This window comes from Arthrobacter sp. TMS2-4 (assembly GCF_054511075.1).
Window position 1 is genome coordinate 89,539 of record NZ_JBTNDI010000003.1, and the last position, 25,347, is coordinate 114,885.

23 protein-coding genes, 1 tRNA gene and 1 pseudogene are annotated in these 25,347 nt (G+C 68.0%); 7 read left to right on the forward strand and 18 right to left on the reverse strand.

The window, feature by feature from the left end; all coding sequences use genetic code 11:
* Nucleotides 1–6 precede the first annotated feature (6 nt).
* From ACX80F_RS05915 to ACX80F_RS05940, 6 genes are read right to left on the reverse strand one after another with little or no spacing between them, the layout of a single operon-like run.
* A complete protein-coding gene (locus ACX80F_RS05915) occupies nucleotides 7–1,815 on the reverse strand; it encodes a protein kinase domain-containing protein (protein WP_459335461.1) in 1,809 nt (602 codons plus the stop codon).
* Nucleotides 1,812–3,254 carry a peptidoglycan D,D-transpeptidase FtsI family protein gene (locus ACX80F_RS05920; protein WP_459335462.1) on the reverse strand — a complete coding sequence of 481 codons (1,443 nt, stop codon included), beginning with the start codon at nucleotides 3,252–3,254 and terminating at the stop codon, nucleotides 1,812–1,814. The genes ACX80F_RS05915 and ACX80F_RS05920 overlap by 4 nt, the downstream gene beginning before the upstream one ends.
* Entirely contained in the window at nucleotides 3,251–4,681 is a 1,431-nt protein-coding gene (locus tag ACX80F_RS05925; protein WP_459335463.1) for an FtsW/RodA/SpoVE family cell cycle protein, read from the reverse strand. Before ACX80F_RS05925 ends, ACX80F_RS05920 begins: the two co-directional genes overlap by 4 nt.
* A complete protein-coding gene (locus ACX80F_RS05930) occupies nucleotides 4,674–6,254 on the reverse strand; it encodes a PP2C family protein-serine/threonine phosphatase (protein ID WP_459335654.1) in 1,581 nt (526 codons plus the stop codon). The genes ACX80F_RS05925 and ACX80F_RS05930 overlap by 8 nt, the downstream gene beginning before the upstream one ends.
* A gap of 44 nt (nucleotides 6,255–6,298) precedes the next feature.
* Nucleotides 6,299–6,787: an FHA domain-containing protein FhaB/FipA gene (locus tag ACX80F_RS05935; RefSeq protein WP_459335464.1), complete on the reverse strand. Its 489-nt coding sequence runs from the start codon at nucleotides 6,785–6,787 to the stop codon at nucleotides 6,299–6,301.
* Complete coding sequence (locus ACX80F_RS05940) at nucleotides 6,784–7,524, reverse strand: FhaA domain-containing protein (protein ID WP_459335465.1); 741 nt, start codon at nucleotides 7,522–7,524, stop codon at nucleotides 6,784–6,786. The genes ACX80F_RS05935 and ACX80F_RS05940 overlap by 4 nt, the downstream gene beginning before the upstream one ends.
* A gap of 316 nt (nucleotides 7,525–7,840) precedes the next feature.
* Here ACX80F_RS05940 and ACX80F_RS05945 point away from each other — a divergent pair.
* Nucleotides 7,841–7,923, forward strand: a tRNA-Leu gene (locus tag ACX80F_RS05945).
* A gap of 60 nt (nucleotides 7,924–7,983) precedes the next feature.
* Here ACX80F_RS05945 and ACX80F_RS05950 read toward each other — a convergent pair.
* The 4 genes from ACX80F_RS05950 to ACX80F_RS05965 form a co-directional block, all read right to left on the reverse strand.
* Nucleotides 7,984–11,403, reverse strand: a complete 3,420-nt coding sequence (locus ACX80F_RS05950; RefSeq protein WP_459335655.1) for an error-prone DNA polymerase — start codon at nucleotides 11,401–11,403, stop codon at nucleotides 7,984–7,986.
* Nucleotides 11,403–12,974, reverse strand: a complete 1,572-nt coding sequence (locus ACX80F_RS05955; protein WP_459335466.1) for a DNA polymerase Y family protein — start codon at nucleotides 12,972–12,974, stop codon at nucleotides 11,403–11,405. Before ACX80F_RS05955 ends, ACX80F_RS05950 begins: the two co-directional genes overlap by 1 nt.
* The gene (locus ACX80F_RS05960; RefSeq protein ID WP_459335467.1) at nucleotides 12,971–13,765 is read right to left on the reverse strand and encodes a hypothetical protein; all 795 of its coding nucleotides are present in this window, start codon (nucleotides 13,763–13,765) and stop codon (nucleotides 12,971–12,973) included. The genes ACX80F_RS05955 and ACX80F_RS05960 overlap by 4 nt, the downstream gene beginning before the upstream one ends.
* 98 nt (nucleotides 13,766–13,863) lie before the next feature.
* The gene (locus ACX80F_RS05965; RefSeq protein WP_459335468.1) at nucleotides 13,864–14,256 is read right to left on the reverse strand and encodes a DUF5997 family protein; all 393 of its coding nucleotides are present in this window, start codon (nucleotides 14,254–14,256) and stop codon (nucleotides 13,864–13,866) included.
* 55 nt (nucleotides 14,257–14,311) lie between these two features.
* Here ACX80F_RS05965 and ACX80F_RS05970 point away from each other — a divergent pair, with 55 nt between their 5' ends.
* Nucleotides 14,312–15,016 carry a LysR substrate-binding domain-containing protein gene (locus ACX80F_RS05970; RefSeq protein ID WP_459335469.1) on the forward strand — a complete coding sequence of 235 codons (705 nt, stop codon included), beginning with the start codon at nucleotides 14,312–14,314 and terminating at the stop codon, nucleotides 15,014–15,016.
* Nucleotides 15,017–15,111: 95 nt separating this feature from the next.
* On the opposite strand, the gene ACX80F_RS05975 is transcribed toward ACX80F_RS05970, so the two are convergent.
* Together ACX80F_RS05975 and ACX80F_RS05980 are read right to left on the reverse strand one after the other, a co-directional pair.
* The gene (locus tag ACX80F_RS05975) at nucleotides 15,112–16,512 is read right to left on the reverse strand and encodes a GntP family permease (protein ID WP_459335470.1); all 1,401 of its coding nucleotides are present in this window, start codon (nucleotides 16,510–16,512) and stop codon (nucleotides 15,112–15,114) included.
* 40 nt (nucleotides 16,513–16,552) lie between these two features.
* Nucleotides 16,553–17,071 (reverse strand): gluconokinase, encoded by a 519-nt coding sequence (locus ACX80F_RS05980; protein ID WP_459335471.1) that lies wholly within the window; start codon nucleotides 17,069–17,071, stop codon nucleotides 16,553–16,555.
* Between the two features lie 149 nt (nucleotides 17,072–17,220).
* Here ACX80F_RS05980 and ACX80F_RS05985 point away from each other — a divergent pair, with 149 nt between their 5' ends.
* The gene (locus ACX80F_RS05985) at nucleotides 17,221–17,940 is read left to right on the forward strand and encodes a FadR/GntR family transcriptional regulator (RefSeq protein ID WP_459335472.1); all 720 of its coding nucleotides are present in this window, start codon (nucleotides 17,221–17,223) and stop codon (nucleotides 17,938–17,940) included.
* 46 nt (nucleotides 17,941–17,986) lie between these two features.
* On the opposite strand, the gene map is transcribed toward ACX80F_RS05985, so the two are convergent.
* Nucleotides 17,987–18,763 carry a type I methionyl aminopeptidase gene (gene map / locus ACX80F_RS05990; RefSeq protein ID WP_459335473.1) on the reverse strand — a complete coding sequence of 259 codons (777 nt, stop codon included), beginning with the start codon at nucleotides 18,761–18,763 and terminating at the stop codon, nucleotides 17,987–17,989.
* 65 nt (nucleotides 18,764–18,828) lie between these two features.
* On the opposite strand from map, the gene ACX80F_RS05995 reads away from it, so the two are divergent.
* The 4 genes from ACX80F_RS05995 (at nucleotide 18,829) to ACX80F_RS06010 (ending at nucleotide 21,411) form a co-directional block, all read left to right on the forward strand.
* Nucleotides 18,829–19,131: a helix-turn-helix domain-containing protein gene (locus tag ACX80F_RS05995; RefSeq protein ID WP_459335474.1), complete on the forward strand. Its 303-nt coding sequence runs from the start codon at nucleotides 18,829–18,831 to the stop codon at nucleotides 19,129–19,131.
* Nucleotides 19,132–19,181: 50 nt separating this feature from the next.
* Nucleotides 19,182–19,784, forward strand: coding sequence for a helix-turn-helix domain-containing protein (locus tag ACX80F_RS06000; RefSeq protein ID WP_459335475.1), 603 nt, complete (start codon nucleotides 19,182–19,184; stop codon nucleotides 19,782–19,784).
* On the forward strand, nucleotides 19,781–20,524 hold the full coding sequence (locus tag ACX80F_RS06005) for a B3/B4 domain-containing protein (protein WP_459335476.1): 744 nt from the start codon (nucleotides 19,781–19,783) through the stop codon (nucleotides 20,522–20,524). Before ACX80F_RS06000 ends, ACX80F_RS06005 begins: the two co-directional genes overlap by 4 nt.
* A gap of 83 nt (nucleotides 20,525–20,607) precedes the next feature.
* Nucleotides 20,608–21,411, forward strand: coding sequence for an EamA family transporter (locus ACX80F_RS06010; RefSeq protein ID WP_459335477.1), 804 nt, complete (start codon nucleotides 20,608–20,610; stop codon nucleotides 21,409–21,411).
* 218 nt (nucleotides 21,412–21,629) lie between these two features.
* Here the strand turns inward: ACX80F_RS06010 and ACX80F_RS06015 are convergent, their stop codons facing one another.
* The 5 genes and pseudogenes from ACX80F_RS06015 to ACX80F_RS06035 form a co-directional block, all read right to left on the reverse strand.
* Entirely contained in the window at nucleotides 21,630–22,238 is a 609-nt protein-coding gene (locus ACX80F_RS06015; RefSeq protein WP_459335478.1) for a flavodoxin family protein, read from the reverse strand.
* Nucleotides 22,239–22,376: 138 nt separating this feature from the next.
* Nucleotides 22,377–23,213, reverse strand: coding sequence for an alpha/beta fold hydrolase (locus tag ACX80F_RS06020; protein WP_459335479.1), 837 nt, complete (start codon nucleotides 23,211–23,213; stop codon nucleotides 22,377–22,379).
* Nucleotides 23,214–23,354: 141 nt separating this feature from the next.
* The gene (locus tag ACX80F_RS06025) at nucleotides 23,355–24,596 is read right to left on the reverse strand and encodes an APC family permease (protein ID WP_459335656.1); all 1,242 of its coding nucleotides are present in this window, start codon (nucleotides 24,594–24,596) and stop codon (nucleotides 23,355–23,357) included.
* A gap of 175 nt (nucleotides 24,597–24,771) precedes the next feature.
* Nucleotides 24,772–24,966, reverse strand: a pseudogene (locus ACX80F_RS06030) (DUF1622 domain-containing protein); the annotation flags it as partial.
* Nucleotides 24,967–25,029: 63 nt separating this feature from the next.
* Nucleotides 25,030–25,296: a YrhK family protein gene (locus tag ACX80F_RS06035; RefSeq protein ID WP_459335480.1), complete on the reverse strand. Its 267-nt coding sequence runs from the start codon at nucleotides 25,294–25,296 to the stop codon at nucleotides 25,030–25,032.
* Nucleotides 25,297–25,347 lie beyond the last annotated feature (51 nt).

Here is a 25,347-nt window from a genome sequence, read left to right on the forward strand (position 1 = left end):
CGCCGGTCACGGGCCGGTGGTGGCTGTCGACGTCGGCGTGGGCGTCGCCGGCTGGGGGGCCGCTGCCGCAGCAGTCGCGGGCGTCGTCGTCGGAGCCGCTGGTTGCGGGGCCGGTGGCTGCGTCGGGGGAGGGCCGGACGAGACGACGTAACTCACTTCGCTGTCGACCGGTACCTCGGCGCCGGGTCCAGGGCTGGTCCGCAGGACCGTCCCCTCGGGTTCCTCCGATTCCTCGGTTCCGGCACTCACGGGTCGCAGCCCGAGGTCCACGAGGGCCGCCTGGACCTCGGCCTCGGTGCGTCCCTCCAGTCCGGCGGGAATGGTGACCTGCTCCGGTCCGGCCGACACGGTGAGGGTGATCGTCTCTCCCGGGCTGAGCGCGCCGACGGGCGCGACGCCGATCACGAGCCCTTCGGCGTACTCGGCGGACGGCTCCCGCTGGGATTCGATGCGGAACCCGAGGCCACCGAGCTCGGCCGAGACCTCCGTCTCGGGCCGACCCAGGTATTGGCTAGGGGTGATGACGATCTCTTCGGCTTCCGTCGTGCTGGGAGACGGTGAGGGAGTGGTGGGCGACGGTGAGGGTGTGGTGGGTGACGGCGAGGGGCTCGCGGACGCGCTCGTCTCCACCGGTGCAGGGTCCCCGTCTGCGGTCAGCAGCGGCTGCAGGACCAGGAACGCGATGGCGCCGAGGGCCAGCAGGAGTAGCACGATCAGCGGAATCAGCCAGGGGCTCCGGCGGTTGTCGTCCTCGTCGCGGGCCGGCCGGCCGGGCGGCGGAGTATCGACGTCGTTGTCCGACCAGTCCCGCGATGCCGCGATGCCCGCGGCGGTCCCGGCGGCGGCGGGTGTGGCGACCGTGGGCAGCGCAGACGTCGTCGGTGCGGGAACCATCGTCGTCGCCTGCGTGTTCTGGCGCGGAATTGCTTCGGTCGCGCCGTCGTGGTCCGCCGCGAAGGACAGCAGGCCGGGGACGGCCGCCTCCGCGGCACGGATGTCCCCCGCGCGGATGGCGTCGACGGCGCGCGCGAGGGATTCGGCGTCGCGCGGGCGATCCGCGGGGTCCTTGGCCAGCATGGAGCCGATGAGTCCCCGGACCGGACGCGGGATGGACTGCGGCAGCGGCGGCGGGGCATCGTTGACCTGCGCGAGGGCGATCGCGATCTGCGACTCGCCGGAGAAGGGGCGCCGTCCGGCCAACAGTTCGTAGCCGATGACGCCGAGCGCGTAGATGTCGGACGAGCCGGTTGCCGGCTGCCCGGTCGCCTGTTCCGGCGCGAGGTACTGCGCCGTGCCCATGACCTGCCCCGTGGCCGTCAGCGGGACCTGATCGGCCAGGCGGGCGATGCCGAAGTCCGTGATTTTGACGCGGCTGTCCGGCATCACGAGGATGTTGCCGGGCTTCACGTCACGGTGCACCAGTCCCTGGCGATGCGCGACGGCGAGGGCCGTGGCGGTCTGCCCGACGATCGAGAGGGTGCGGTCGGGGGAGAGCACCTGCTCCTTCTCGATGACGGCAGAGAGCGGCTGCCCGGGGACGAGCTCCATCACGAGGTAGGCGGATCCGCCTTCCTCGCCGTAGTCGAAGACGTTGGCGATGCCCTCGTGGTTCAGCAGCGCCGTGTGCCGTGCCTCGGCGCGGAAACGGTTGAGGAACGCCGGATCGCCCGAGTACTCCTCCTTGAGGATCTTGATCGCGACGACGCGGCCGAGGATCTGATCCCGGGCTTTCCACACCTCGCCCATGCCACCGATGGCGATCCGTTCGGTCAGTTCGAACCTGCCGCCCAGGGTGATGCCTGATGTGGGCCTCATCTGTTCAACACCGCCTCTATGAGTCTCTTGGCACTGGGTGAGGTCAATTGCTGACCAGTGGGGATGTCCACGTTCTCCATCACGATCGAAAGGGCTACCTGGGGGTCGTCCGCGGGCGCGAAGCCCGTGAACCATGCGTTGTCGCCGGTGTCGGAGAATTCCGCGGTGCCTGTCTTGCCGGCCACCTCGACCCCCGGTACCTGGGCGCCCGTCGCCGTGCCGTTGTCCACCACGTTGACCATCCATTCGGTGAGCTGGTCCGCGGTGTCCTGGCTGACCGACTGTCGAAGCAACTCCGGCTCGGGCTCCTCGATGAGTTGCAGGTCCGCGGCCCGGACCGATTTCACGAGCTGCGGTTTCATCAGCTGGCCATCGTTGGCGATGGCTGCGGACACCATCGCCATCTGGAGGGGCGTCACACGCGTATCGAACTGGCCGACGGCGGACTGCGCCAGTTCGGGATCCGTCAGGTCCGAGGGGAAAGTACTCGCGATGACGTTGGTGGGGATGGCCATCTCCTTACCGAAGCCGAACTTCGCGGCCTGCTCCTGGATGGCCTCCTCCCCGAGGTCCAGCGCGATCTGCGCGAACGGCGTGTTGCACGACTGCTCCAGCGCGAATTCCAGGTCCGCCGTCGTCCTGCTCGCGCAGCCTCCCGAGACGTAGTTCGGCAGGGTGTACTCGATCCCGGGGAACTCGAGCGCCGGGGGATTCGGGATCTGCGTGTCGGCGTCGTACTCACCGGACTCGAGGGCGGCGGCGGCGTCGATGAGCTTGAAGACGGACCCGGGCGAGACGAGCGACTCGGTGGCCGGATTCGAGTAGATCGAGAGGCCCGGCTCCTCCGAGAGCCTCGCAGCGTTTTGTTCGATGACCGCCGTGTCGTGCCCGGACAGGAGGTTGGGGTCGTAGGAGGGCTTCGAGACCATCGCGATGATGTGGCCGGTGGAGGGCTCCATCACGACGATCGATCCGCGCTGTCCGTCGGGGATGAGGTCGGAGGCGAGCTGCTGGATCTGCGGGTCGATCGTGAGCTCCACGGACGCACCCTGCGGATCGACGCCGGAGAAGAGCGTCACCACGCGGTCGTAGAACAGTGAGCTGCTGGTTCCCGCGAGGATGTCCGTCTCCGTCTTCTCGAGTTGCGATGACCCGAGGGAGAGCGAGTAGTACCCGGTCAGGTGCGCGTACAGTTCCGGTTCGTTGTACACGCGCTGGTAATTGAACTGGTCGCCCGAGGGCACCGACTCGGCGATGGCACGACCGTCGACGAGGATAGCCCCCCGCTGCCGCCCGAAGTCCTGGTACAGCTGGCGGCTGTTCCACGGGTTGTCCTTCAGTTCCTGCGCCTGGAAGAACTGCACGTAGGTCAGTGACCCGAGCACGAGAGCGAACATGCTGATCGCGACGACCCACGCCCTGCGGATGGCCTGGTTCATCGGGTGGCCGCCTTCGTGGTCCGCTTCTTCACGGGTTTGCCGCTGACCCCGAGCGCCTGGGGGAACGAGTCCTTCATGGGGGGCGTCGGCGCCGGGCGGCGCGCGGACTCGGAGATGAGAAGGATCAGGGCCACGATGAGCCAGTTTGCCAGCAGGGACGAGCCTCCGGCCGACATGAACGGCGTGGTGAGTCCGGTCAGGGGGATCAGGCGTGTGATGCCGCCGATGACCACGAAGCACTGCAGGGCGATGGTGAAGGAGAGACCGCAGGCGAGGAGCTTGCCGAACCCGTCCTTCGTCCCCAGGGCCGCCCGGATGCCGCGGGACACCAGGAGCACGTAGAGCATGACGACGGCGACGACGCCGATGAGCCCCAGCTCCTCTCCCAGGGCCGCGATGATCATGTCGCTGTTGGCATAGGTGACGAGGTCGGGGCGCCCCGCGCCGAGGCCCGTCCCCGCGAGTCCGCCGTTGGCCAGCCCGAACAGGCCCTGCACCACCTGATGGCTGCCGCCGGGCGCCCGGTCGTAGACCTCCGGGGAGAAGGCATTGAGCCATGAGTCGAATCGCAGGGCGACATGACTGAACAGCTCGAGGGCCACGAAGATCCCGACGCCGATCATGGCCAGACCGATGAGCACCCAGCTGACACGGCTCGTCGCGACGTAGATCATGACCATGAACAGGCCGAAGAAGAGGATCGACGAGCCGAGATCCCGCTGGAAGATCAGGACGCCGATGCTCACGAGCCAGGCGGCCGCCATGGGCGCGAGGTCCCGGAAGCGGGGGAACTGGAGAGGGCCGAGCTTCTTGCCCGCCAGCAGGATGAGGTCACGGTTCGTCGAAAGATACCCGGCGAAGAATATGGCGAGGGTGATCTTCGCGATCTCGCCGGGTTGGAAGGTGCCGAACCCGACCGAGATCCAGATCCTCGCCCCGTTGATCTCCAGGCCGATCGGCGCGGGGGCGAGCGGCAGCAGGAGGAGGACGGCGCTGACGATCAGGGAGATGTAGGTGAAACGACGCAGCAGCCGGTGGTCCCGCAGCACGATCAGGAGGGCGGCGGCGGCGCCCATCGCAACGGCCGTCCACATCACCTGCTGCGAAGCGACGGGGGCGAACTCCGGGTTGGACTGTATCGCCGACAGGTCCAGCCGGTGGATCATGGCCAGGCCGATCCCGTTCAGTGCCACCACGATCGGAAGGATGAGTGGATCCGCATACTTCGCCCGGAGACGCAGGATGATGTGCAGGAAGAGGCTCATCAGGGTGAGGGTCAGGGCCTGTGTCCAGAAGAACTCACTGAGCGCCTCGTCGCTGTTGACGCCTGCCAGGTAGCTGGCGGTGACGGCTACGATCAGCGCAAGGAGGAGCAGGAGCAGCTCGACATTGCGCCGCGACCGGGGCGCGGTCAGGACATCACTCATCTGCTGCACCTTCACATTCGACGGCCTGGGACGACACCGCGGGGGAGGACGCCGTCGCCCGCGGTGATGCGGACGCGGCGGCAGGACCCGGCGACGGCGATACGGACGACGGCGACGCCGTGCCCGTCGGGCCGGCCGACGGTGAACCGGACGGCCGGGGGGACTCCGTGGCGGAGGGCCCGGGTGTTCCGGTCGCGCCGGCGGTCGGGCGTGGGGAGCCGGACGCCGTCGGCGACTCCACCGGGTCGCAGTTGACGGCCCGCAGTTCCCCGCGCAGGTCGCCGACAATCCGTTCGGCCTCCTCGAGGGTCGCCGCCGGGAGCGTGTTGGCCAGCTGGGATCGCTGGTACTCGGGCAGGTTGGACACGGGAATGTCCGTCACCTCGTACAGCTCGCCGAGGCTGATCGGTCCGATCCGCTGGGGAACGCCCGTGTAGATCGCGACACGGTTCTCGGAGTCCGCGACGTAGTAGCGCGTCTGGGTCCAGGTGTAGCCCAGACCGACGACGGCGATCAGGATGAGGGACATGAGGGTGAGGATCGCGGGGAGGAGCCAGTGCTTCCTCCGCGCCGGGGCGTCGTCCTCGCTGTCCTCCGCGGCTTCCGGTTCCGCCTTGTGGGTCAGCATCATCGCGGCCCGCCGCTCCGTCGACCGCTGGGTCACGATCGGGATCTGGCCCGTCTCGGTGGCGAGTGCCGCGGATCCCACGAGCATGTGGGGTCTCGTGAGCAGGTCCTGACGGATCACGTCGGCGCGGATCGCCGCACCGGGCAGGTCACCGTTCCGGTCGATCTCGTGGGAACCCGCAGCGGGATCGGTCGGCGTGTCGCGTTCTCCGGCGGCCTGCCGCGCAGGGGGGATGAAGGCCGGCGGCATTGCGTCGTCGTCGTCCGCCTCGATGACCTCGACGACGGCGATGGTGATGTTGTCCGGGGAACCGCCCTCGAGGGTCAGCTCCACGAGGGTGTTGACGCACTCGCGGATGCTTGCCGACCCACGCATGACCTGCTCCACCGCGCCGTCCTGCAGGACCGCGTTCAGGCCGTCCGAGCAGAGCAGCCAGCGCTCGCCCGGCTCGGCGTCGAACTGTGCGAGGTCCAGCTCCGGGCTCGCGTCGACGTCGCCGAGGACCCGCATGAGGACGTTCTTGTGCGGGTGGGTCTCGGCCTCCTCGGGCCGGAGCCGCCCCTCCTCGATGAGGCGCTGGACGAACGTGTGGTCCGTGGTGATCTGCTCGAAGACGCCGTCCTTGAGACGGTACGCGCGTGAGTCCCCGATGTGGGCGAGCTGCAGGGTGCTGCCATCGAGCAGGATGGCGGTGACCGTCGTCCCCATGCCGGCGAGCTGTGGATTGGTGGCGACGAGTTCGGAGAGCAGGGAATTCGCGGTCTGGATCTCGTCTGCCAGGTGCGTCCCGGCATCGCCGTCGTGTCCTGCGTGATCGAGGTGGACCAGGTCGAGGACGGTGGAGGCCGAGGCGACGTTGCCGCCGGCGTGGCCGCCCATGCCGTCGGCGACGACGGCGAGGTACCGGCCCACGTACGCGGAGTCGTCGTTCTTCGCCCGTACCATGCCCACGTCGGAGCGGGCAGCGAACCTCAGGACGAGCCGCACTCCTACGGCCTCAATTCGATGACCGTCTTACCGATCCGGATGGGGATGTTCGGTTCGACCGGCAGTGCGCGCGTCAACTGGGCCCCGGCGAGGTAGGTGCCGTTCGTGGAGCCGAGATCCTCGATGAACCAGCGGCTGCCCTGCGGGAAGAGGCGGGCGTGACGACCCGAGGCGTAGTCGTCCTCGAGCACCAGGGTGGCTTCCTGGGCGCGGCCCAGGAGGATGGGACTCGCTGCGAGGTCGAGGCTGGTGCCGGTGAGCGGACCCTCCGTGACGACCAGCTGCCGGGCAGTGGTGCGCGCCGGGGGCGGCTCCTGCATGAGCTCGGGATTCTTGCGGATCTCGCGCGCGGTCGGCTCTCCCACCCTGTTGCGGCGTCCCACCGCGAGGTCGCGGCGCAGGGCACCGACCGTGCTGAGCACCAGGGCCCACAGCAGGATCAGGAACCCGAAGCGGAACAGGGTGACTGTGAGCTCTCCGGCCTCGCTCATCGGTGGCCCGCCCCGTCCTGGAAGGGGAGGAGGTGGAACGTCAGGCGTGAACGCCCCATGGTGATCATGGACCCGTCGGTGAGTTCCGCCTGTCCGACGACCCGCTGCCCGTTGACGTAGCTGCCGTTGGTGGACCCGAGGTCCACGGCGTAGATCCGGCCGCCCTGCGCTCGGATCTCGAGGTGGCGCCGGGAGACTCCGGTGTCATTGACGAGGATGTCCGCGTCCGAGGAGCGTCCGAGGACGATCGACCCGGAATTGATCGAGTAGCGCTGTCCGTCCATCTCGAGGACCGGCTGGTAGCGCGTGGGCTGGCGGCGCGGGGGTACGGGTGCCGCCGGACCCTGGGAGCGCGGTGCGTCGGCCTGTTTCTCGATGGAGGAATCGATCTCGAAGACGCCGGCCCTGAGCTCCGGATCGTGCTCGAAGGAGACGCGCACAGGGCCCTGGAGACTGTACTGCTGACTGTTCACATGGGCGATGACGACGTCGCAGAGTTCCTCGGCGAGGGCGGAGCCCCACTGCTGCGCGAGGTCGAAGTCGGAGTCGGACAGCCGGGCGGCGAACACGTTGGGGGCGAGGGTGCGGCCCTGCGCGAGGACGAGGGAACGGTTGTCCAGTTCCTTGCGGAGGGCGCTGGCGATCTCGAGGGGCTGCACCTGGGAGCGGGTTCCGGTGGTGAAGGCTCCGCGGACCAGTTTTTCGAGTCCGCGCTCCACATTGTCGAGAATGCCCATCGTCCGCCTCCTCCCTCCGTCGCACAGGTGTCCGGGCCCCGATCAGCAGGGTGCTGAGGGGCGTGGTCCGGCCAGGGTCATGGGAATGTCCAGCCGGGCATGTTCCCTCCGATACTACTGGGAGCCTCCGGTAATGGGCTCCAAGCAGCGACGTCGCCGGTTACTTTGTCCTAACGATCAGGTGCCGTCGCGGCCACGATCTGCGCGCCGCCGAGCGTGCAGCGGCGGCGGTTTAGGTAATTGCTGCCGCGCTCCGTTATGCTTGTCTCTGCTGTTCACAACACCTGCTGCGTGCAGATGTTGGAATCTCGAAATTGCGCGAGTGGCGGAACGGCAGACGCGCTGGCTTCAGGTGCCAGTATCCGAAAGGGTGTGGGGGTTCAAATCCCCCCTCGCGCACAGATGAACGACACGGAGGGGCTCCCGCTGAGCGGGGGCCCTTCCGTGTCTCCCGGCCCGTCAGCGGAAGTCGCGGGACTTCGTGGTCGCCCTGAGCTGCAGGACCTCGATGCGGTCCGCCACGACGTTCACGATCCCTTCGGGGGACCGCTCGAGGATGCCCCTGACGATCACGCTACTGGCCTCCCGGGCCACCCGGCGGTAGCGCTGCCACACCCCCACGGAGCAGATGACGTTCACCAGTCCCGTCTCGTCCTCCAGGTTCATGAAGGTGATCCCGCTCGCCGTCGCAGGCCGCTGCCGGTGCGTCACGACCCCCGCCACCTCTATCCGCCGGCCGGATTCGGACGTCCTGAGCTCCTGCGCCGTCAGTGCTCCCCGGCGCTTCAGCCGGGCCCGGGCATGGCGCACGGGGTGGTCGTCGGGTGTGATGCCCGTGGACCACAGGTCGGAGCCCACCTTGTCGATGTCCGAGAGTTCAGGCATGAGGGGGGGCTGGATGTAGACGGCCGTTCCCCTGATCTGGCCCTCGCGCTCCGTCGACGCCGGACCGGCGTTCCACAGCGCCTCGCGGCGGCTCAGGCCCATCGAGTCGAACGCCCCGGATGCCGCGAGGGCCTCGAGCTGGCCCGCATTGGTGCCCGTGCGGCGCGCGAGGTCCGGCATGTCCTCGTACGGCCCGTTGCGCTCCCGCTCGGCGACGATCCGCTCGGCCAGTTTCACGCCGACGGATTCGACGCCGGCCAGCCCGAGCCGCACCGCGTAGTTGCCGTCGCGGCGGTGGGGGGTCGAGTCGAACGGTGTGTCCTGGTCGAAGTAGCCGACCGGGGGCTGCTCGTCCTCCGTGCAGGAGTCCCTGCCGGTGGTGCGCGCCGACGGGTCGGCGACGGGCTCGTAGCCCTCGAGCGGTTCGAGGTCGGCGTGCACCCCGGAGTGCAGGATGTCGGGCCGCAGGACCACGGCTCCGTGCCGGCGGGCATCGGCCACCAGTGTCTGCGGTGAGTAGAAGCCCATGGGCTGTGCCCGCAGGAGCGCGGCGAGGAACGCCCCGGGGTAGTGCAGGCGCAACCATGCGCTGACGTAGACCAGCAGGGCGAAGCTGATCGAGTGGCTCTCCGCGAACCCGAAGTTCGCGAAGGCGTGGATCTTGTTGTAGATGGTGTCCGCGACGTCGCCGGTGATCCCGTTCGCGGCCATGCCCTCGTACAGCGTGGCCTTGAGGGAGTCGATCCGTTCCTCGCCGCGCTTGGACCCCATGGCGCGGCGCAGGAGGTCGGCGTCCGCTCCGGAGCAGCCGCCCACCACCATCGCCATCTGCATGAGCTGCTCCTGGAAGAGCGGGACGCCGAGGGTTCGTTCGAGGACCGGCTCGAGGTCGGGGTGGATGTACCGGACCTCCTCCTCGCCCGTCTTCCGCTTGATGTAGGGATGCACGGCCCCGCCCTGGATGGGGCCGGGACGCACCAGGGCCACCTCGATGACGAGATCGTAGAACTGCCGGGGCTGCAGCCGCGGGAGCATGCCCATCTGGGCCCGGCTCTCCACCTGGAAGACGCCCACCGAGTCCGCGAAGCACAGCATGTCGTAGACGCCCTGCTCCTCCTTGGGGATCGTGTGGAGTTCCCACTTCTCCCCGAGATGTTGCTCCACCAGGTCGAAGGTGTACTGGATCGCAGCAAGGATGCCGAGGCCCAGCAGGTCGAACTTCACCAGCCCCATCCAGGCGCAGTCGTCCTTGTCCCACTGCAGGACCGTCCGACCCTCCATCCGTCCATGCTCAATTGGGCATACTTCTCCGACGGGACGGTCGGTGAGCACCATGCCGCCCGAGTGGATCCCCATATGGCGAGGGAACTTCAGGACCTCCTGAGCCAGGCCGACCACGGACTCCGGGATGTCGTGGTCGCTGCTGGAGACGAGACCTCCCCACCGCTCGATCTGCCGGGACCAGGCGTCCTGCTGGCCGGGGCTGTGGCCGAGTGCCTTCGCCATGTCCCGAACGGCGAACTTGGGCCGGTAGGTGATGACATTGGCCACCTGGGCGGCGTTGAAGCGCCCGTACTTCCGGTAGACGTATTGGATGACCTCCTCACGGCGGTCCGAATCGAAATCGACGTCGATGTCCGGCTCCTCGTCGCGCATGCTCGAGAGGAAGCGTTCGAAGGGGAGCTGGTACTTGATGGAATCCACGGCGGTGATCTCCAGCAGGTAGCAGACCGCCGAGTTGGCGGCCGACCCCCGCCCCTGGCACAGGATCCCGTGCCGGCGGGCATAGTGCACCAGGTCGTGGACGATCAGGAAGTATCCCGGGAAGTTCTTGCTCTCGATGACGTCGAGTTCGCGTTCGATGCGGTCCCGGACATCGGCGCGGTTGCGATAGAGCCTGTCTGCCCCGTCCCAGACGAGCTCGCGGAGGTAGCTCATCTGGGTGTGGCCCTCGGGCAGGTCGATGTTCGGCAGCCCGGGCCTGACGCTGCGCAGGGTGAAGGAGAGATCCGCTGCGATGTCGACCGTGCGCTCCACCGCCCCGGGATAGTCCCGGAAACGCCGCGCCATCTCCGCCCCGCTGCGCAGGTGGGCGGCGCCGGCCGCGGGGAGCCAACCGTCCATCTGGTCCAGGCTCCGGCGGGCCCTGACCGCGGCCAGGGCGGAGGCGAGCCGGTGCTGCTTCGGTGTCGCGTAGTGCACGTTGTTGGTCGCCACGGTGGGCAGTCCCATGCGGGCCGCGACGGCACTCAGGGCGTCGTTGTGCGCCGTGTCCAGGGGGTTGCCCTGGTTGACGAGCTCGACGGCGACCGACTCCCGGCCGAACAGGTCGACGAGCCGCCCGAGCTCGGCCTCGGCCGCGGACTCACCCATCGCGACGAGCGCCGAGCGGACAGCACCTTTCCGGCACCCCGTGAGGATCATCCACTGACCGGCGGCATGTCCCGCGAGGCGCTCCAGATCGTAGCGGGGCTTCCCCTTCTCGGCGTCCGCGTCGAGCTGTGCCTCGGTGATGGCGGTGGAGAGGCGGTGGTAACCGGCCGATCCGCGTGCGAGGACCAGCAGGTGCTGCCCCTCCGGGTCGGCCTCCCCGTTCTGCGGCCGGGACAGTCCGAGCGAGAGCTCCGTGCCGTACATGGTCGAGATCCCGGGGTATTTCTCGGCGGCCTCCGCGAAGCGCACCGCGCCGTACAGCCCGTCATGGTCGGTGAGCGCCATGCCGGTGAGTCCCAGCCGCTGGGCTTCCTCGGCGAGGTGCTCGGGGCTTGAGGCGCCGTCGAGGAAGCTGAAGTTGGAGTGGACGTGCAGTTCCGCGTACGGCACCACGGGTCCCTCGGGGGCCGGGACGTCGGCGGGGGCGGTGTAGGGCTGGCGCTTACGTGACCAGGCGGGGCTGTCGCCGCCGTCGGCGCCCACGGGCGGCACGCCGGGCCGGGTGTCGGAGAGGTCCCGTTCGAAGTCCGACCACGGGATGGGCGGGTTGTTCCAGCCCATCAGTCGTAGCTCGCCTCGACCCACCACGCGTGGTCCTCGAGCAGCAGCAGCCAGGCCGATCCCGAGTGGTCCACCAGCTGGAAACGGTTGAGGATGCGCCCCTTGGGGTCCCACCAGCGTTCGTTGATCGGCCAGGGGCCCGCCCAGGAGTGCACGGACCGTCGATCGTCGTCGGGCCCGGCGCTGAAGAAGGAGGGATCGGCGGTCACCAGTCCCCGGGGATCGACGTCGACCGGCGTGCCCCGGGAATCGACGACGACGGCGGGCACGGGATCGGCGAACACCGTGGCCGGGGCCGGGCCCGGCAGGCGACCTGGCCAGGGCTGGGTGCGGTCCCGGACCCGTGCCGCGGGGGAGTGCGTGGGCGCGTCTCCCCAGGGGATGAAGACCCTGCGGTCCGCGAGGAGCCGCCCCCCGGCGATGATCCCGGTCAGGACGGCGCCGTGGCCGAGCATGCTCTGCACGCGGGCCAGGCCGTGGTGGATCCCCGCGTCCGGTCCCGTTCCCCACAGTCCGTCCGCATGGTCGGCGAGGTCCTCCACGGTGTCGGGCACGATGTGGACCCGCGTGATGCCGGAGGTCAGGCCGTGGTCCGAGGCGTTGGTGCCCTGGAGCTGCCAGCGCACGCGGTCCACGACGTCGTCGGCGTCGAACCAGCGCGGATGCCGCCACCGGCGCTCGGAGACCTCGCCCGACTCCGTGTGCAGGTGGACCTGCAGTGCCGTGCAGACCAGTCCCGCTTCCCGCAACCCGTCGACGAACTCGCCGGCCCGGGTGCGGAACGCGAAGGCCAGCTGGTCAATGCGGGCCAGGGGCGGTTCGAAGTCCGCGGCGGCATCGAGGTGCGGCGGAGGTTTCCGGGCGACGACGTCCCGGTGGTCGAGTCCGCTCGCCTGCCGGTGCGCGAGGGCACCCTCGACGCCGAAGCGGTTGCGCACGTCGGAGGCCTTCAGGGCCGCGAAGTCCGCGAGGGAACGGATACCGAGGCGCTTGAGCAGTACCGTGAGCTTCGGCTGTTCGAGGACTTCCAGGGGGTAGCTGCCGAGGAACCAGGGCGAGCCACCCTCCGGGATGATGACCAGCTGCTCGACGTCGTCGTCCAGTTCATCGGTGGCCTTGGCGGCCTGTTCGGCCGCGAAGGGTCCGTCCGCGATGCCGATCCGCAGGTCGGTGAGGCCGATGGCCGCGAGGGTCCGGAAGACCACGGCGGAGGCTTCGCGCTCGCCGCCGTAGTAGCGCGCCGGACCCTGGACCCTGACGGCGCACAGCCCGGGGCGGAGGACCTGGACGCCGGGCATTATCGTCTCCACTGCAGCAGTCACCGGTTCGAAGGTGCGCTCATCCAGTGACGGGTCGTACGGGAGGGCCACGAGCCCCGAGCCGCGGGCCTGGGCCTCCCGGATGCGCAACCCCCTCCTCACGCCGTCCTGCCGTGCTGCGGGGGAACACGCGAAGACCTCACCACGCTCCACGAGGACGAGTGCCGTGTCGGTGGGCAGTGCATGCTCGCGCAGGGCTGCCGTGATCGGCCAGTCGGGGCACCAGAGCATCATGGTCCGGGTGGAGGTCATGAGGATTTCATCAGCTGTGGTTCGAACAGGGACGTCGGGCCGGAGGAGGTTCCGGGGGACGCGAGGGCGGTGAGTGCCGGCGTCGTCGGGGCGGTGCCCTGCAGATCCGCGAGCCCCACGTAGGCATGGCGCAGGCGCCCGGAGGGCTGGGTCGCGGTGATCTTCAGGCGCCTGGCCCGCAGGTGGCCCGTTCCCGAGCCGAGGCCCTCCCACGCGCTCTCCGCCACGCCGAGGGTGGAGTCGCTCTGCTTCCAGTTGCCGAGGGTGATGAGTGCCGCCCCGCGCTGACGGAGGCGTGCCTTGAGGCGGGCCCATTCCGTGGGCGCCAGGTGGTCCGGGGCCCGGGTCAGGATGACGGAGACGACGTCCACGAGGGCAGCCGTGACCGTGAGCCACTGGGAGCCGGGATCCGGGATCAGGATGAGGCGTTCGAGGTCGATGCCGAAACCGTGGGCCGCTTCCACGCTGAAGTCCGGCATGCCGATGACGCTGCACCACGCGCCGGTCGAGGACGGGCCGGCGAGCAGGGCCATGGCCAGGGTGGTGGAGTTGCGGACGGTATAGGAGCCCCCGGACTGGAGGCCTCCGCCCGGCAGGATGTGCGCGAGGGCCGGAACCGTGGGCAGGCGGCGTGAGTCCAGCGTGCTGGCCTGCATGCTGTTGATACGGGCCTGGAGGTCGAGGGTGGTGTCCGAGGCTCCCCGCCGACCGGAAGGCCCCGGGTGTGCCGGCCCGATGTCGGGGGAGGGCTCATTCCCGTCGAGGGCATAACCGGCAGCTGGAGGCGTCACTCGTCAATATTCGAACAGGTGTTCGAATAAGTCAATCGTCCTGCGTCAGCCCCGAACGATGCTTCGTGGGGTGGACGGGACCCTCCCCGAGGCGGTACTCAGGCGTCGGACGCCTTGCGCGCGGCATCGCGTTCCTTCACGCGCGCCGCCTCGGCGCGGACGGCCGCCTGCGTGGCCCGCTCCGCGACCAGCCAGGCGGGCGGGTCCTGCAGCAGGGCGGTGATCTGCTCGCTCGTCAGGGGATCCGTGAGGCCTCCGCGGGCCAGCCCGCCGTTAGAGATGCCGAGCTTCTGCGCGACGACGGGACGCGGGTGCGGGCCCGTGCGGCGCAGTTCGGCGAGCCATTCCGGTGGGGTCTGCTGCAGTTCGTTGAACTCCGCGCGCGTCAGTTCGGTCTCCTGGAAGTCGGAGGGGGCGGCGGGCAGGTAGATTCCCAGTTTCTTGGCCGCCGTGGCGGGCTTCAGGGTCTGGGGGTTCTTCGCGGGAGTCATGGTCCCAGCTTAACCGTCCGCTTCGCCCGTGGCCGGTAGGCGCTACTGTGATCAGATGCCCGCAGACCAGCCCCGAACCCTGTCCGTCGGCTTCGTGCCGGGTGTGACGCCGGGGAAGTGGGTGGCCCGGTGGCGGGAACGGCATCCCGGGGTGAACCTCGAACTCCACCAGCACGACGACGCCCTGACGGCGTTGCTGGAGGCCTCCGACGACGTCGTCTTCGTCCGCCTGCCGGTGGAGCGCGCCGGGATCCACCTGATCCCGCTCTACGAGGAGCAGCCCGTCGCGGTCATGTCGCGCGACAACGAACTGTCACTGTACGACGACGTGCCGCTCGGGGAACTCGAGGGGGAGTCCCTGCTCGACATCGACGAGTGCGGCGGCCCCAAGGCGGCCGTGGAGGTCGCCGCGAGCGGCGCCGGCGTCGTCGTCCTGCCGATGTCCCTCGCCCGCCTGTACGCCCGCAAGGACGCCGTCCACCGCCCCGTCCCGGGGCTTCCCGCGACGACCATCGGGATCGCCTGGCGTGTGGAGGACGAGTCCGACGACGTCGAGGAGTTCATCGGCATCGTGCGCGGACGTACGGCCCAGAGCTCACGGCAGCCCTCGCAGCGCGAGGCCCCGAAGAGGACCGCGTCCCAGAAGGCGGCCGCGAAGAAGGCCGCTGCTGGTGGTAGCCCCAAGGAGCAGAAGGGGGTCAGGAAGCCGCAGCCCCGGAAGCCGGCGCGCCCCGCCGGATCCCGCGGAAAGCGGCGCTGACCCCTCCATAGCTGCGCACCGAAGCGCCGAAGCACATGGAAAGGCCCGCCCCGCACGAGTGCGGGGCGGGCCTTTCTCGGTGATGTTGTGGTTCGTCAGGCCGCCGAGGCGAGCGCGAAGACGGAAGCGGCGATGGCGAAGCCCATGACGCCGATCGTCGTCTCCATGACGGTCCACGTCTTCAGGGTGGTCTTGACGTCCATGTTGAAGAAACGGCCCACGAGCCAGAACCCGGAGTCGTTGACATGGCTCGCCACCACGGAACCGCCGGCGACGGCCACCACGAGGGCTGCCAGCTGCAGCCCGTTGTAGTCACCGGCCAGGATCGCGGGGGAGATGAGGCCCGCGGCGGTGGTCAGTGCCACGGTCGCCGAGCCCTGGGCGATGCGCAGGATCGCGGCGATCAGGAAGCCCGCGAGGATGATCGGGATGCCGAGATCGCCGAGGACGTCGGCGAGTGCGTCGCCGATGCCGCTGGCCCGGAGGACACCGCCGAACATGCCGCCGGCACCGGTGATGAGGATGACGGAGCAGACCGGGCCGAGTGCCGATTCCAGCGTGCTCTCGAGCGCGGTCTTGTCGACGCCCCGACGGCGGCCGAGCACGTAGGACGCCACGAGGAGGGTGATCAGCAGGGCGACCGGGGTCTCCCCGAGGGTCCGCAGGAACTGGAACCATCCCTGCTCGGTCACGCTCTCGTCCACGGCACCCGAGCGGGCCAGGGTGTTCAGGCCGGTGTTGAGGAAGATGAGCGCCAGGGGTAGCAGCAGGATCCCGACGACGGTGCCGAACTTCGGCGGGTTCGCCTCGGCGTGCGCGTCGGCCGTACCGAGCAGCTCGGGGACGGGCAGGACGTACTTCTTGCCGGCCCAAAGCCCGTACAGGTAGGAGGTCACGTACCAGGTGGGGATCGCGGCGAGGAGGCCGATCATGATGACGAGGCCGACGTTCGCGCCGAAGAACTCGGAGGCGGCGACGGGTCCCGGGTGCGGCGGGACGAAGATGTGCATGACGGAGAAGGCACCCGCGGCGGGGAGGCCGTAGCGCAGCACACCGCCGCCGAGGCGGCGGGCGACGGAGAAGACGATGGGCAGCATGACCACGAGGCCGGCGTCGAAGAAGATGGGGAAGCCGAAGATCAGCGAGGCGACGCCGAGCGCGAGGGGTGCCCGGTGCTCGCCGAAGACCCGGATGAGGTAGTCGGCGAGCACCTTCGCGCCGCCGCTGGTCTCGACCAGGCGGCCGAGCATCGCGCCGAGACCCACGAGCAGCGCCACGGCGCCGAGCGTCGACCCGAAGCTGCTGACCATCACGGGCACGATCTGCGACGTGGGGATCCCGGTGGCGAAGGCGGTGAGGAGGCTGACGAGGATCAGTGCGACGAACGCGTGGATGCGGAGCTTGATGATCAGGAACAGCAGCGCGAGGATCGCGGCTGCGGCGATCAGGAGGAGCGGACCGGCGGTGAGGCTCTGGGTCCATCCTTCGATGGGCATGTTTTCTCCGTTGAAAGTGGTGCGGATCGGGGGGTGGGGGTCAGTTGCTGGGCAGGCCGAGCTGGTCGATGACCTCGGTCGTGACCTGGTCGGGCGTGCCGGTGTTCTGGATCCTGATGCCCAGTTCGTCGGGCTCCAGGGGCTCGAGCGTGCTGAGCTGCGAGGGCAGGAGCGACTCCGGCATGAAGTGGCCACTGCGGGTCTTCATGCGTTCGAGGATGAGGTCGGCGTCGCCGAGCAGGTGCACGAACCGCACCTGGCCCTCTGCTCCGGTGAGGAGGTCCCGGTAGGAACGCTTCAGGGCGGAGCAGGTGACGACGGTACTGCGGCCGGCCTGGGACTGGAGGGTCATCCAGTCGCGCATCGATTCCAGCCAGGGCCAGCGGTCCTGGTCGGTGAGCGCCGATCCGGCGGTCATTTTGGCGATGTTCGCAGCGGGGTGGAAGTCATCCGCCTCGGCGAAGACCCAGCCCAGCCGTTCGGTGAGCCGGGTGGCGATGGTGGTCTTCCCGGACCCGGAAATACCCATGACGACCACATGGTGTGGTTGTACATCCATGCTGACTCCCTTGTCGGTGCTGTGGAACGGATCACGATCCGAATAAAGGTAACACCTTTCGAATCAAAGGTAGTACCTTTCTGGATCTGCTGAATCGCTCTATCGTTAGGGGTCGGTCGGGTGGCCGCCGGCGCAGGGAGGAGAGGACGATGACGTCGCAGACAGTACCTGCGGGATCACCCGAGGGAGCAGCCGTGGTGTTCCACACGCGGATCATCGACGCGTTGGGACAGGACATCGCGGACGGCGTGCTGCCCGAGGGGACGCGCCTGACGATCGAGGGACTGCAGCAGCAGTTCGGGGTCTCACGCACCGTGGTGCGGGACTGCATGCGCGTGCTGGAGTCGATGAACCTGATCGTGCCCAAGCGCCGTATCGGGCTCGTGGTCCAGGGGCACGAGCGGTGGAACGTCTACGACCCCCGGGTCATCAGATGGCGGCTCCACGGGCCCGGGCGGGCGGACCAGTTCCGTTCCCTCACGCACCTGCGCCGCGCCGTCGAGCCGGTCGCGGCTGCGCTCGCGGCCCAGCATGCCTCCGGCGAGCAACGCCAGCGGATCGCGGCGCTCGGGGCGGACCTGCGGCGGTTGGGCGAGGCGGGGTCGCTCGAGGAGTTTCTGGCGGTGGACATCGCGTTCCACACGCTCGTCCTCGAGGCAAGCGGCAACGAGATGTTCGTCGCCCTGCGGGAGGTGATCGCCGAGGTCCTCTCGGGCAGGACGCGACAGGGCCTCATGCCGCACCATCCGAAGGAACACGCGCTGCAGACGCACGAGCAGGTGGCGTCGGCGATCATGGACGGCGACGCGGCGACCGCCGAGGCTCGGATGGAGTCACTGCTCGCCGAGGTCAGCGAGGCCATCGACTAGCGGTGCGAGCGAGATCTGCCGACCTGCTGGATGTAGCTGTGGCCGTTCAGTGTCGTGAGGGAAGGGTGAGGATGTCTGCTCCGTCGGGGGTGATCGCGATGGTGTGCTCACTGTGTGCTGTTCGGCATCCGGTTGCACTACGGAGTGTCCACCCGTCAGCGTCGGTGACCAATTTGTCGGTGTCGACCATGACCCAGGGCTCGAGCGCGAGGAGGAGCCCGGGGCGCAGCTTGAAGCCACGGCCGGGTCGGCCGGTGTTCGTGATGTGGGGGTCCTGATGCATGGTCGATCCGATTCCGTGCCCGCCGAATTCGGTGTTGATAGAATAGCCCGCCGCGCTGAGGACTGAGCCGATGGCGTGGGATATGTCGCCCGTATGGCTTCCCGGTCTCGCGGCCATGATGCCGGCAGCCAGCGCGCGTTCGGTTGCGTCGATCAGTGCGAGGCTCTCTGTCGGGGCGGAGGTGCCCACGATGAAGCTGATGGCGGCGTCTGCGGCAATCCCGCGCAGTGAGACGGCGAGATCCAGTGTCAGCAGGTCACCCTCAGCGAGAGCGTGGTCATAGGGTCGTCCATGGAGAACGGCGTCGTTCACCGACGTGCAGATGTAGTGTCCGAACGGTCCGCGACCGAACGGCGGTGCGTAATCGACGTAGCAGGACTGCGCTCCGGCCTCGATGATCATGTCCCGGGTCCACCGGTCGAGGTCCAGCAGGTTCGTTCCCACGGTGCAGCGGGTTTTCACCGCCTGGAGGATGTTTGCCACGAGTGTTCCCGTGTCTCTCGCTCGAGAGACTTCGGCGGGCGTCAGAATCTCGATCATGGGTATGCCTCGCTCGTCGTCCAATTATTATCCCGGTAAGACTATCCCGGTATTATAATTGGATTATGGTCAGACTGCCCCATACTCCTGCCGACATCGCACGTGGCGAGCGGCTGGGTGCCCTCCTGCGGCGTGCCAGGGCGGATCGGTCGATTCTTCATGTCGCCCTGGCGGCAGGTGTATCGCCGGAAACCCTTCGAAAGATCGAGACCGGGCGGGTGGCGACTCCGGCATTCCCGACGATCGCTGCGGTCGCCGGCGTCCTTGGTCTTTCCCTCGATGCCCTGTGGGCGGAGATCGACGCCCCTGAGCGCAGTAGCGGATCCTCCGGGTCGGACCGGAACCTCAGCACGAGGTTGGCCTCGTAGCGTCAAGATCACCCCAAGCTAGTGCACTCTAAGTGCAGTATGCTGCACTTATGGATACAGATACTTCTGCTCTGGCAGCAGCAATTGGTGGGCGGGTGCGGCAGGAGCGGCAGTCGCGGGGGTGGACGCTCGATCAGCTGGCGGAGGCCGCCGGGGTAAGCCGGCGAATGGTGGTCAATGTTGAGCAGGGTGCCGCCAACCCCAGCGTAGGAACCCTGTTGAGGCTCAGTGATTCGCTCGGAGTCGGGTTGCCGGCGTTGGTGGAGTCGCCCGAGCCGAAGCCGGTGAAGGTTGTTCGGAGTGGTGAGGGCGCCGTGCTGTGGAGCGGGGAGTTCGGTGGCCGCGGGGTGCTGGTGGCGGGTACCGAATCGCCGGACGTGGTGGAGTTCTGGGACTGGAGCCTGATCCCCGGGGATCGGCACGAAAGCGAGGCTCACTCACCCGGCACGAAGGAACTGCTGCAGGTGCAGCAAGGCACTGTCACGGTGGTGATCGGAGAACAGTCCGTGGTCCTCGAGGTCGGGGACTCTCTCACGTTCCCCGGCGACGTCTCCCACTCTTATGCCAACCCGGGCAACGAACCGGCGCGATTCTCTCTGGCAGTCTTCGAGCCCGGCGTTGGGTCCGGGCACCGGCCGGAGGTGGCCCGATGACTGATGTGAGCGTTCTCCAGGAGTTCGTTGATGATGCCGTGGTCGACGCTGCGGTGTTCTCGTTGCGGCCTGACTATCGGGCAGCCCTGCTCGCCGTCGACGGGCTCGTTCCTGGCCCGAGCGATCAGGCCGGTGAAGCGCTGCTCCAGGCCGCGGAAGCCTCTGCACGTGAGGCACTGAGCACCCACTCTGTCGAGGACCTGCCGCATGTGGCTGCCTGGCGTGCGGCGTACAGGTCCTTCGGCGCGAAGCCGCAGCGCACCCGCAACAGTCTGGAGGCACTGCTGCGCCGCGCCGGGTCCGGTCTGCCCCGGGTCAACCGTCTCACCGACCTCTACAACGCCGTCTCGGTGCTCCACCAGGTTCCGCTGGGCGGGGAGGACCTCACCGGTTACACCGGCGCACCTCGCCTGGCCCGCGCCACCGGCACCGAGCCCTTCGACACCGTCGCCGGCGGTATCCCCACGATCGAACACCCCGAGACGGGTGAGGTCATCTGGTGCGACGACGCGGGGGTGACGTGCAGGCGCTGGAACTGGCGCCAGGGACGCCGCACCCAGCTGACCGACGACACCGTGACCGCCCTGTTCATCCTCGACGCGCTCGAACCCATGAGCGATGAGGCCCTTCACACGGCAACTGACGACCTCGCCACCCACCTGCTGCGCCTGGGTCCTGATGTACGCATCGTCCGTCGCCTGATACGGCACGGCCGGTCCACGGAGGACGAACGGATATGACCGGGCGCATCTCGTACCGGCTACCCAGTGGGGTCCGTGGGTCAGGGGCTCCGGTGCCGGCGTGGAGCCTGGCCGTGGGAGCAATGCTCTCGATCCAGCTCGGTTCCGCCCTGTCGATGGACATGATCGCAGCCGTAGGCCCGGCCGGTACAGGCTGGTTGCGACTGAGTCTGGGTGCCCTCATCCTCCTGGCCCTGGTCCGCCCACCGCTGCGTACTATTCGCCGTCAGGACGTGCCAACCCTGCTGGCCCTGGGTATCGCAACCGGTCTGATGTCCATTGCGTTCCTCGCCGCGATCGAGCACATCCCCCTCGGCACGGCCGTCGCCATCGAGTTCCTGGGCCCACTAACCGTCGCGGCCATCCGCAGCCACAGTGCCCGGGCGCTCATCTGGCCCGTCGTCGCGCTGGGCGGCGTCATTCTGCTCACCGAGCCCTGGCACAGCGATTTCAACGCCGTCGGTGTCGGATTCGCCGGCCTCGCGGCCCTCGCCTGGGCCTTCTACATCGTCCTCACCCAACGGATCGGTGACCGCTACACCGGCATCGGGACACTCTCCCTCACCGTTCCCATTGCGGCCATGACCGCCGCCGTCATCGGGATACCGCAAGCCGCAGGGCATATGACTCCCGGAACCCTCGCCGCCGCGGCCGGGCTGGCCATCCTGCTGCCCGTCCTCCCGTTCGCGCTCGAGATGCTCGCCCTGCGCCGGATGACGCCGACCGCATTCGGGACCCTGATGGCCCTCGAACCCGCCCTCGGCGTCCTCCTTGGCCTGCTGATCCTGCACCAACAACCCACAGCCGTCCAGTTCGCCGGCATCCTGATCGTCGTCCTCGCCGGCGCCGCCGCGCAACGCGGCGGCAACCGCCACCAACCGGTCTGAGTGCTTGCCCCCGACTCCACCGGCACAGGGCGTGGTTCGTCCGGCTCGACAAGGCTCACGCCCTGCTCCCTGGCCTGGGCGAGCAGCCGTTCGGCAAGGTCCTTCCGATCGATGATCTCTCCCGTCACAGGATCGGACAGTGCCTGGACGTGCATTACTGGCCGGCTCGATAGCGACGATGGCCCCGGGGTGCGGGGTATATGTGCGGCGTCGCGGGGTCAGCCGGCGGGGTATTGCTCACGGGTGAGGTAGGCGGCGAGGTGGGTGGCATTGCGGGCGAGACCGGAGTTGGTGGATGCGACGGGATCGGGGACCTGGGCGAGGTCTTTGAAGTCGACGGTCTGCATGGCTTCGCCGACCCAGTAGGTGCCGCCCTGCGCGGGGAGGGTGAAGCCGATGTCGTTGAGTCCCTGCATCATGTCGGCGATGGTCTTGTGGGCGCCGTCCTCGTTGCCGACGACGGCCACGGTCGCGACTTTCCCGTACATGCTGGGCCGGCCTTCATCATCGGTTTCGGACAGTTCAGCGTCCAGGCGTTCGAGCACTTGCTGGGCGACGCTGCAGGGGTGTCCCATCCAGATCGGGGTGGCCAGGACCAGGATGTCCGCGGCGAGGATCTGCTCCCGGATGGTTGGCCACTGGTCTCCGTTGCCCATGTCGGTCTTCACGCCGCGTTTGACGTCGTAGTCCACGACCCGCAGCGAGGAGGTGCGCACTCCGTGGCCCTTGAACTCGTCGAGGATGTGCTGGGCCATGAGCTCGGTGCTGGACGGGTCCGGCGATGGGGTGAGCGTGCAGACGAGAGCGATAGCGGACAGATCAGCCATGACAGGGTGTTCCTTTCGATGGGGCGATCAAACCCACACCGTTGGCACGGCGCAGGTAGGGACAGTATGCCGGGTAGGCGATATCTTAGGTCGGACGGTGTCCCAGGGTCAGGGAGTGCCTTCGGGCCGGTGTCGTGCTTATCCGGCGAGGAAGGTGATGAGGGCCTGGTTCCATTCGTCGGCGTGGCTGACGTTGCAGCCGTGCGGGCCGCCGGCGATCACGTGGAGGTCGCTACCGGGCAGGGCCGCGTGGGTGCGCCGGCCTGAGCCTTCGAAGGGGACGGTCGCGTCGGCGTCTCCGTGCAGGACCAGGGCTGGGACGGTGATCTTGGGCAGGTCGTCGCGGAAGTCGGTGGAGCCGAATGCGGCCATGCACGCCAGGGCTGCTTTCTTGTCGGCCTGCCGGCAGAGTGCCAGGGCTTCCTGGCGCTGGTCCTCGGTGACCTTCAGGTTCCCGTGCGCGGAGAAGAACTCGGTGGTAAACCCGTCGTAGAAGGACTCTTCATCCTTGGTGAGGTCGGCGGTCATGCCGGCGGCGGCGTCCTTGGTGAGAGGGCCGTCCGGGTTGTCGTCGCCCTGGAGCATGTAGGGCGGGACGGCGGAGGCGAACACGACGCTGCGGATCCGCTCCGGCGTGTACGTGCTGAAGTAGCGGGCCACTTCGCCGCCGCCCATGGAGAACCCGACCAGGGTCACGTCGGTGAGGTCCAGCTGCTCGAGCAGGGCGTGGAGGTCCTCGGTCAGGGTGTCGTAGGTGTACCCGGTCTTGGGTTTGTCGCTGCGACCGAAACCGCGCCGGTCGTAGGTGATGACCCGGTAACCGGCCGCCTGCAGGGCCGGCACCTGATGCGCGAAGGCCTCACCGGACAGCGGCCACCCATGGAGCAGGACCACCGGTCGGCCGGACCCGCCCGTGTCATCGACGTGCAGGTTCGTGTCCTTGAACAATCCGTGGTGCGCGACAATCTCCGTCATGGGTTTCCTCCAGTGGTGGTTTCCAGCAATCCCGGTCAGCCCGCGAACCATCTCGAGGAGCCGACACCGAAGGATTCGTAAGCATGCTGTCCTTCGGATGGGATGTTCCCTGGATTAGGTGGAGGTGGCTGCTTGGTTGCCCTAGGTGTTCTTCGAGTCTTCGCGGAGGTGGACCATGAACCACTGGGTGGTGACGAGGATGATGACGGTCGCTGCGGTGATGATCAGGGTGAGCGGGTCCGATTGGACCTTGAGGAACAGGAAGGGGATGAGGACAGCGAGGTCCAGGATGATGGCGATCGCGGGGATCCATGGTTTCACCTGGATGTCGTGTCCGAGGTGTCGGATGATGCCCCAGTGGATGGCGATGTCCATGGTGAGGTAGAGGATCGCTCCGAGGGAAGCGATCTGGGAGAGGTCGAAGAAGGCCGCCATGAGGATGGCGAGGCCTGCCGTGATGAGCAGTGACTGGTGCGTGGTGTGCCGGGGGAGACCGGGTGCCTGGCCCATGTCGTGGAGCATGTCGTAGAGCTTGGACACGGAGAACAGGCTTGCGATCAGCCCGGACAGGGTGGCGATGATCGCGATGATGACAGTCAGTCTCACGCCCCAGGCCCCGAAGGCGGGCTCGGCTGCTTCGGCCAGGGCGTAGTCGCGGGCGGCGACGATCTCGGGGACTGTGAGGCTCCCGGTGACGGCGACGGTGATCAGGAGGTAGAGGACGGTGCAGAGGCTGATGGCGATCATGATGGACCGCCCGATGTTGCGTTGGGGATTCTTCAGGTCGGCGCCCTGATTGGTGATCGTGGTGAAGCCTTTGTAGGCGAGGATGCACAAGGTGACGCCGGCCAGGAAGCCCAGCCATCCGGAGTCCGGCGGTGTCCGGCCGGTGGTGGTGAAGAGCCTGCCGAGGGAGGAGAGCCCGGAGGCGAGGATCCCGCCGATGGCGAGGACCGCGATGCCGATGATCTTCAGGGCTGCGGTGACTGTTGCCGAGCGTTCCACCCACTGGTTACCGACCAGATTCACCAACGCGGCAGCGGCGATTGCAAGGACCGCCAGGACCGGTACCCACAGTGCTGAGTCCTGCATGCCGAAGGGACGCAGGAGGTAGGTGCCGAAGGTTCGACCCAGCAGGCTCTCGGCGAGGATCATCGATACATACATGAAGAGGGAGAACGAGCCGGCGATCACACCGGGGCCGTAGGCGGCTTTGAGCAGCATCGCGATCCCGCCGGACGAGGGATTCGCGGCTGAGTAGCGGATGTAGGAGTAGGAGCTGAAGGCGACGACGACGGCGCCGGCCAGGAATGCCAGGGGGACCCAGCCGCCGGCGAGTTCGGCGACCTGACCGACGAGGGCGAAGATCCCTGCCCCGATCATGACGCCCGTGCCGAGGGCGACCGATCCGACAAGAGAGAGTTTCTGCTGACCCTCGGACCCATCACCAGAATGCTGATCAGCAGGATCCTGTTCCGCAGCGCCCGCCGGATCTCGCGCCGAGCCGTCTTGCGGTGGGGTGTTCGAAGCCATCGTAAGGTCTCCTTCTATTGCTGCGTCAGCGACTATTGGTGGAACTGGACGATGGTTCCTTCTGCCAGGGCCATCTACCGGTGATCTCGAGTTCCGGGGAGAAGCTGAGGAACGTCCGGATGAGGACGATCAGGGCCAGAACGCCGACCGAGGTGGAGGTCGAGGTGACGGCTACCGTTCGGATGATGTCGGTTGCTACGAGGAGCTCGAGTCCGACGAGGTTGAAGGACTGATGAAGCCTGGGACCATCCGCCCAGTCGTGGTGACATGCAGTACGTCGTTGTCAGTAGTTGCCGGTGTCCGTCCTTCTCGACACTGAGGTGATGTGGATGTTCCTGCTGAGGCGTATGACGGGGCGTATGAGGAGTTCGATGGACCCGGCGAGGAACAACCAGGTTCCTGCAGTCGTGGTGCTCTCGTTGAAGAAGAGGATGCTGCCGGCGATGAACCACAAAGCGATCAGGACGTCGTTCACGATCGAGAGGGTTTCGTACCGGTTGTGGAGCACCAGCTCCGTGTTGCCGAAATCGAGATCCAGATCGTTGCCCACAGTTCGTGTCCTGTTCCTCATCGGCGTCAGATCGCGGCAGCCCGCATCCTT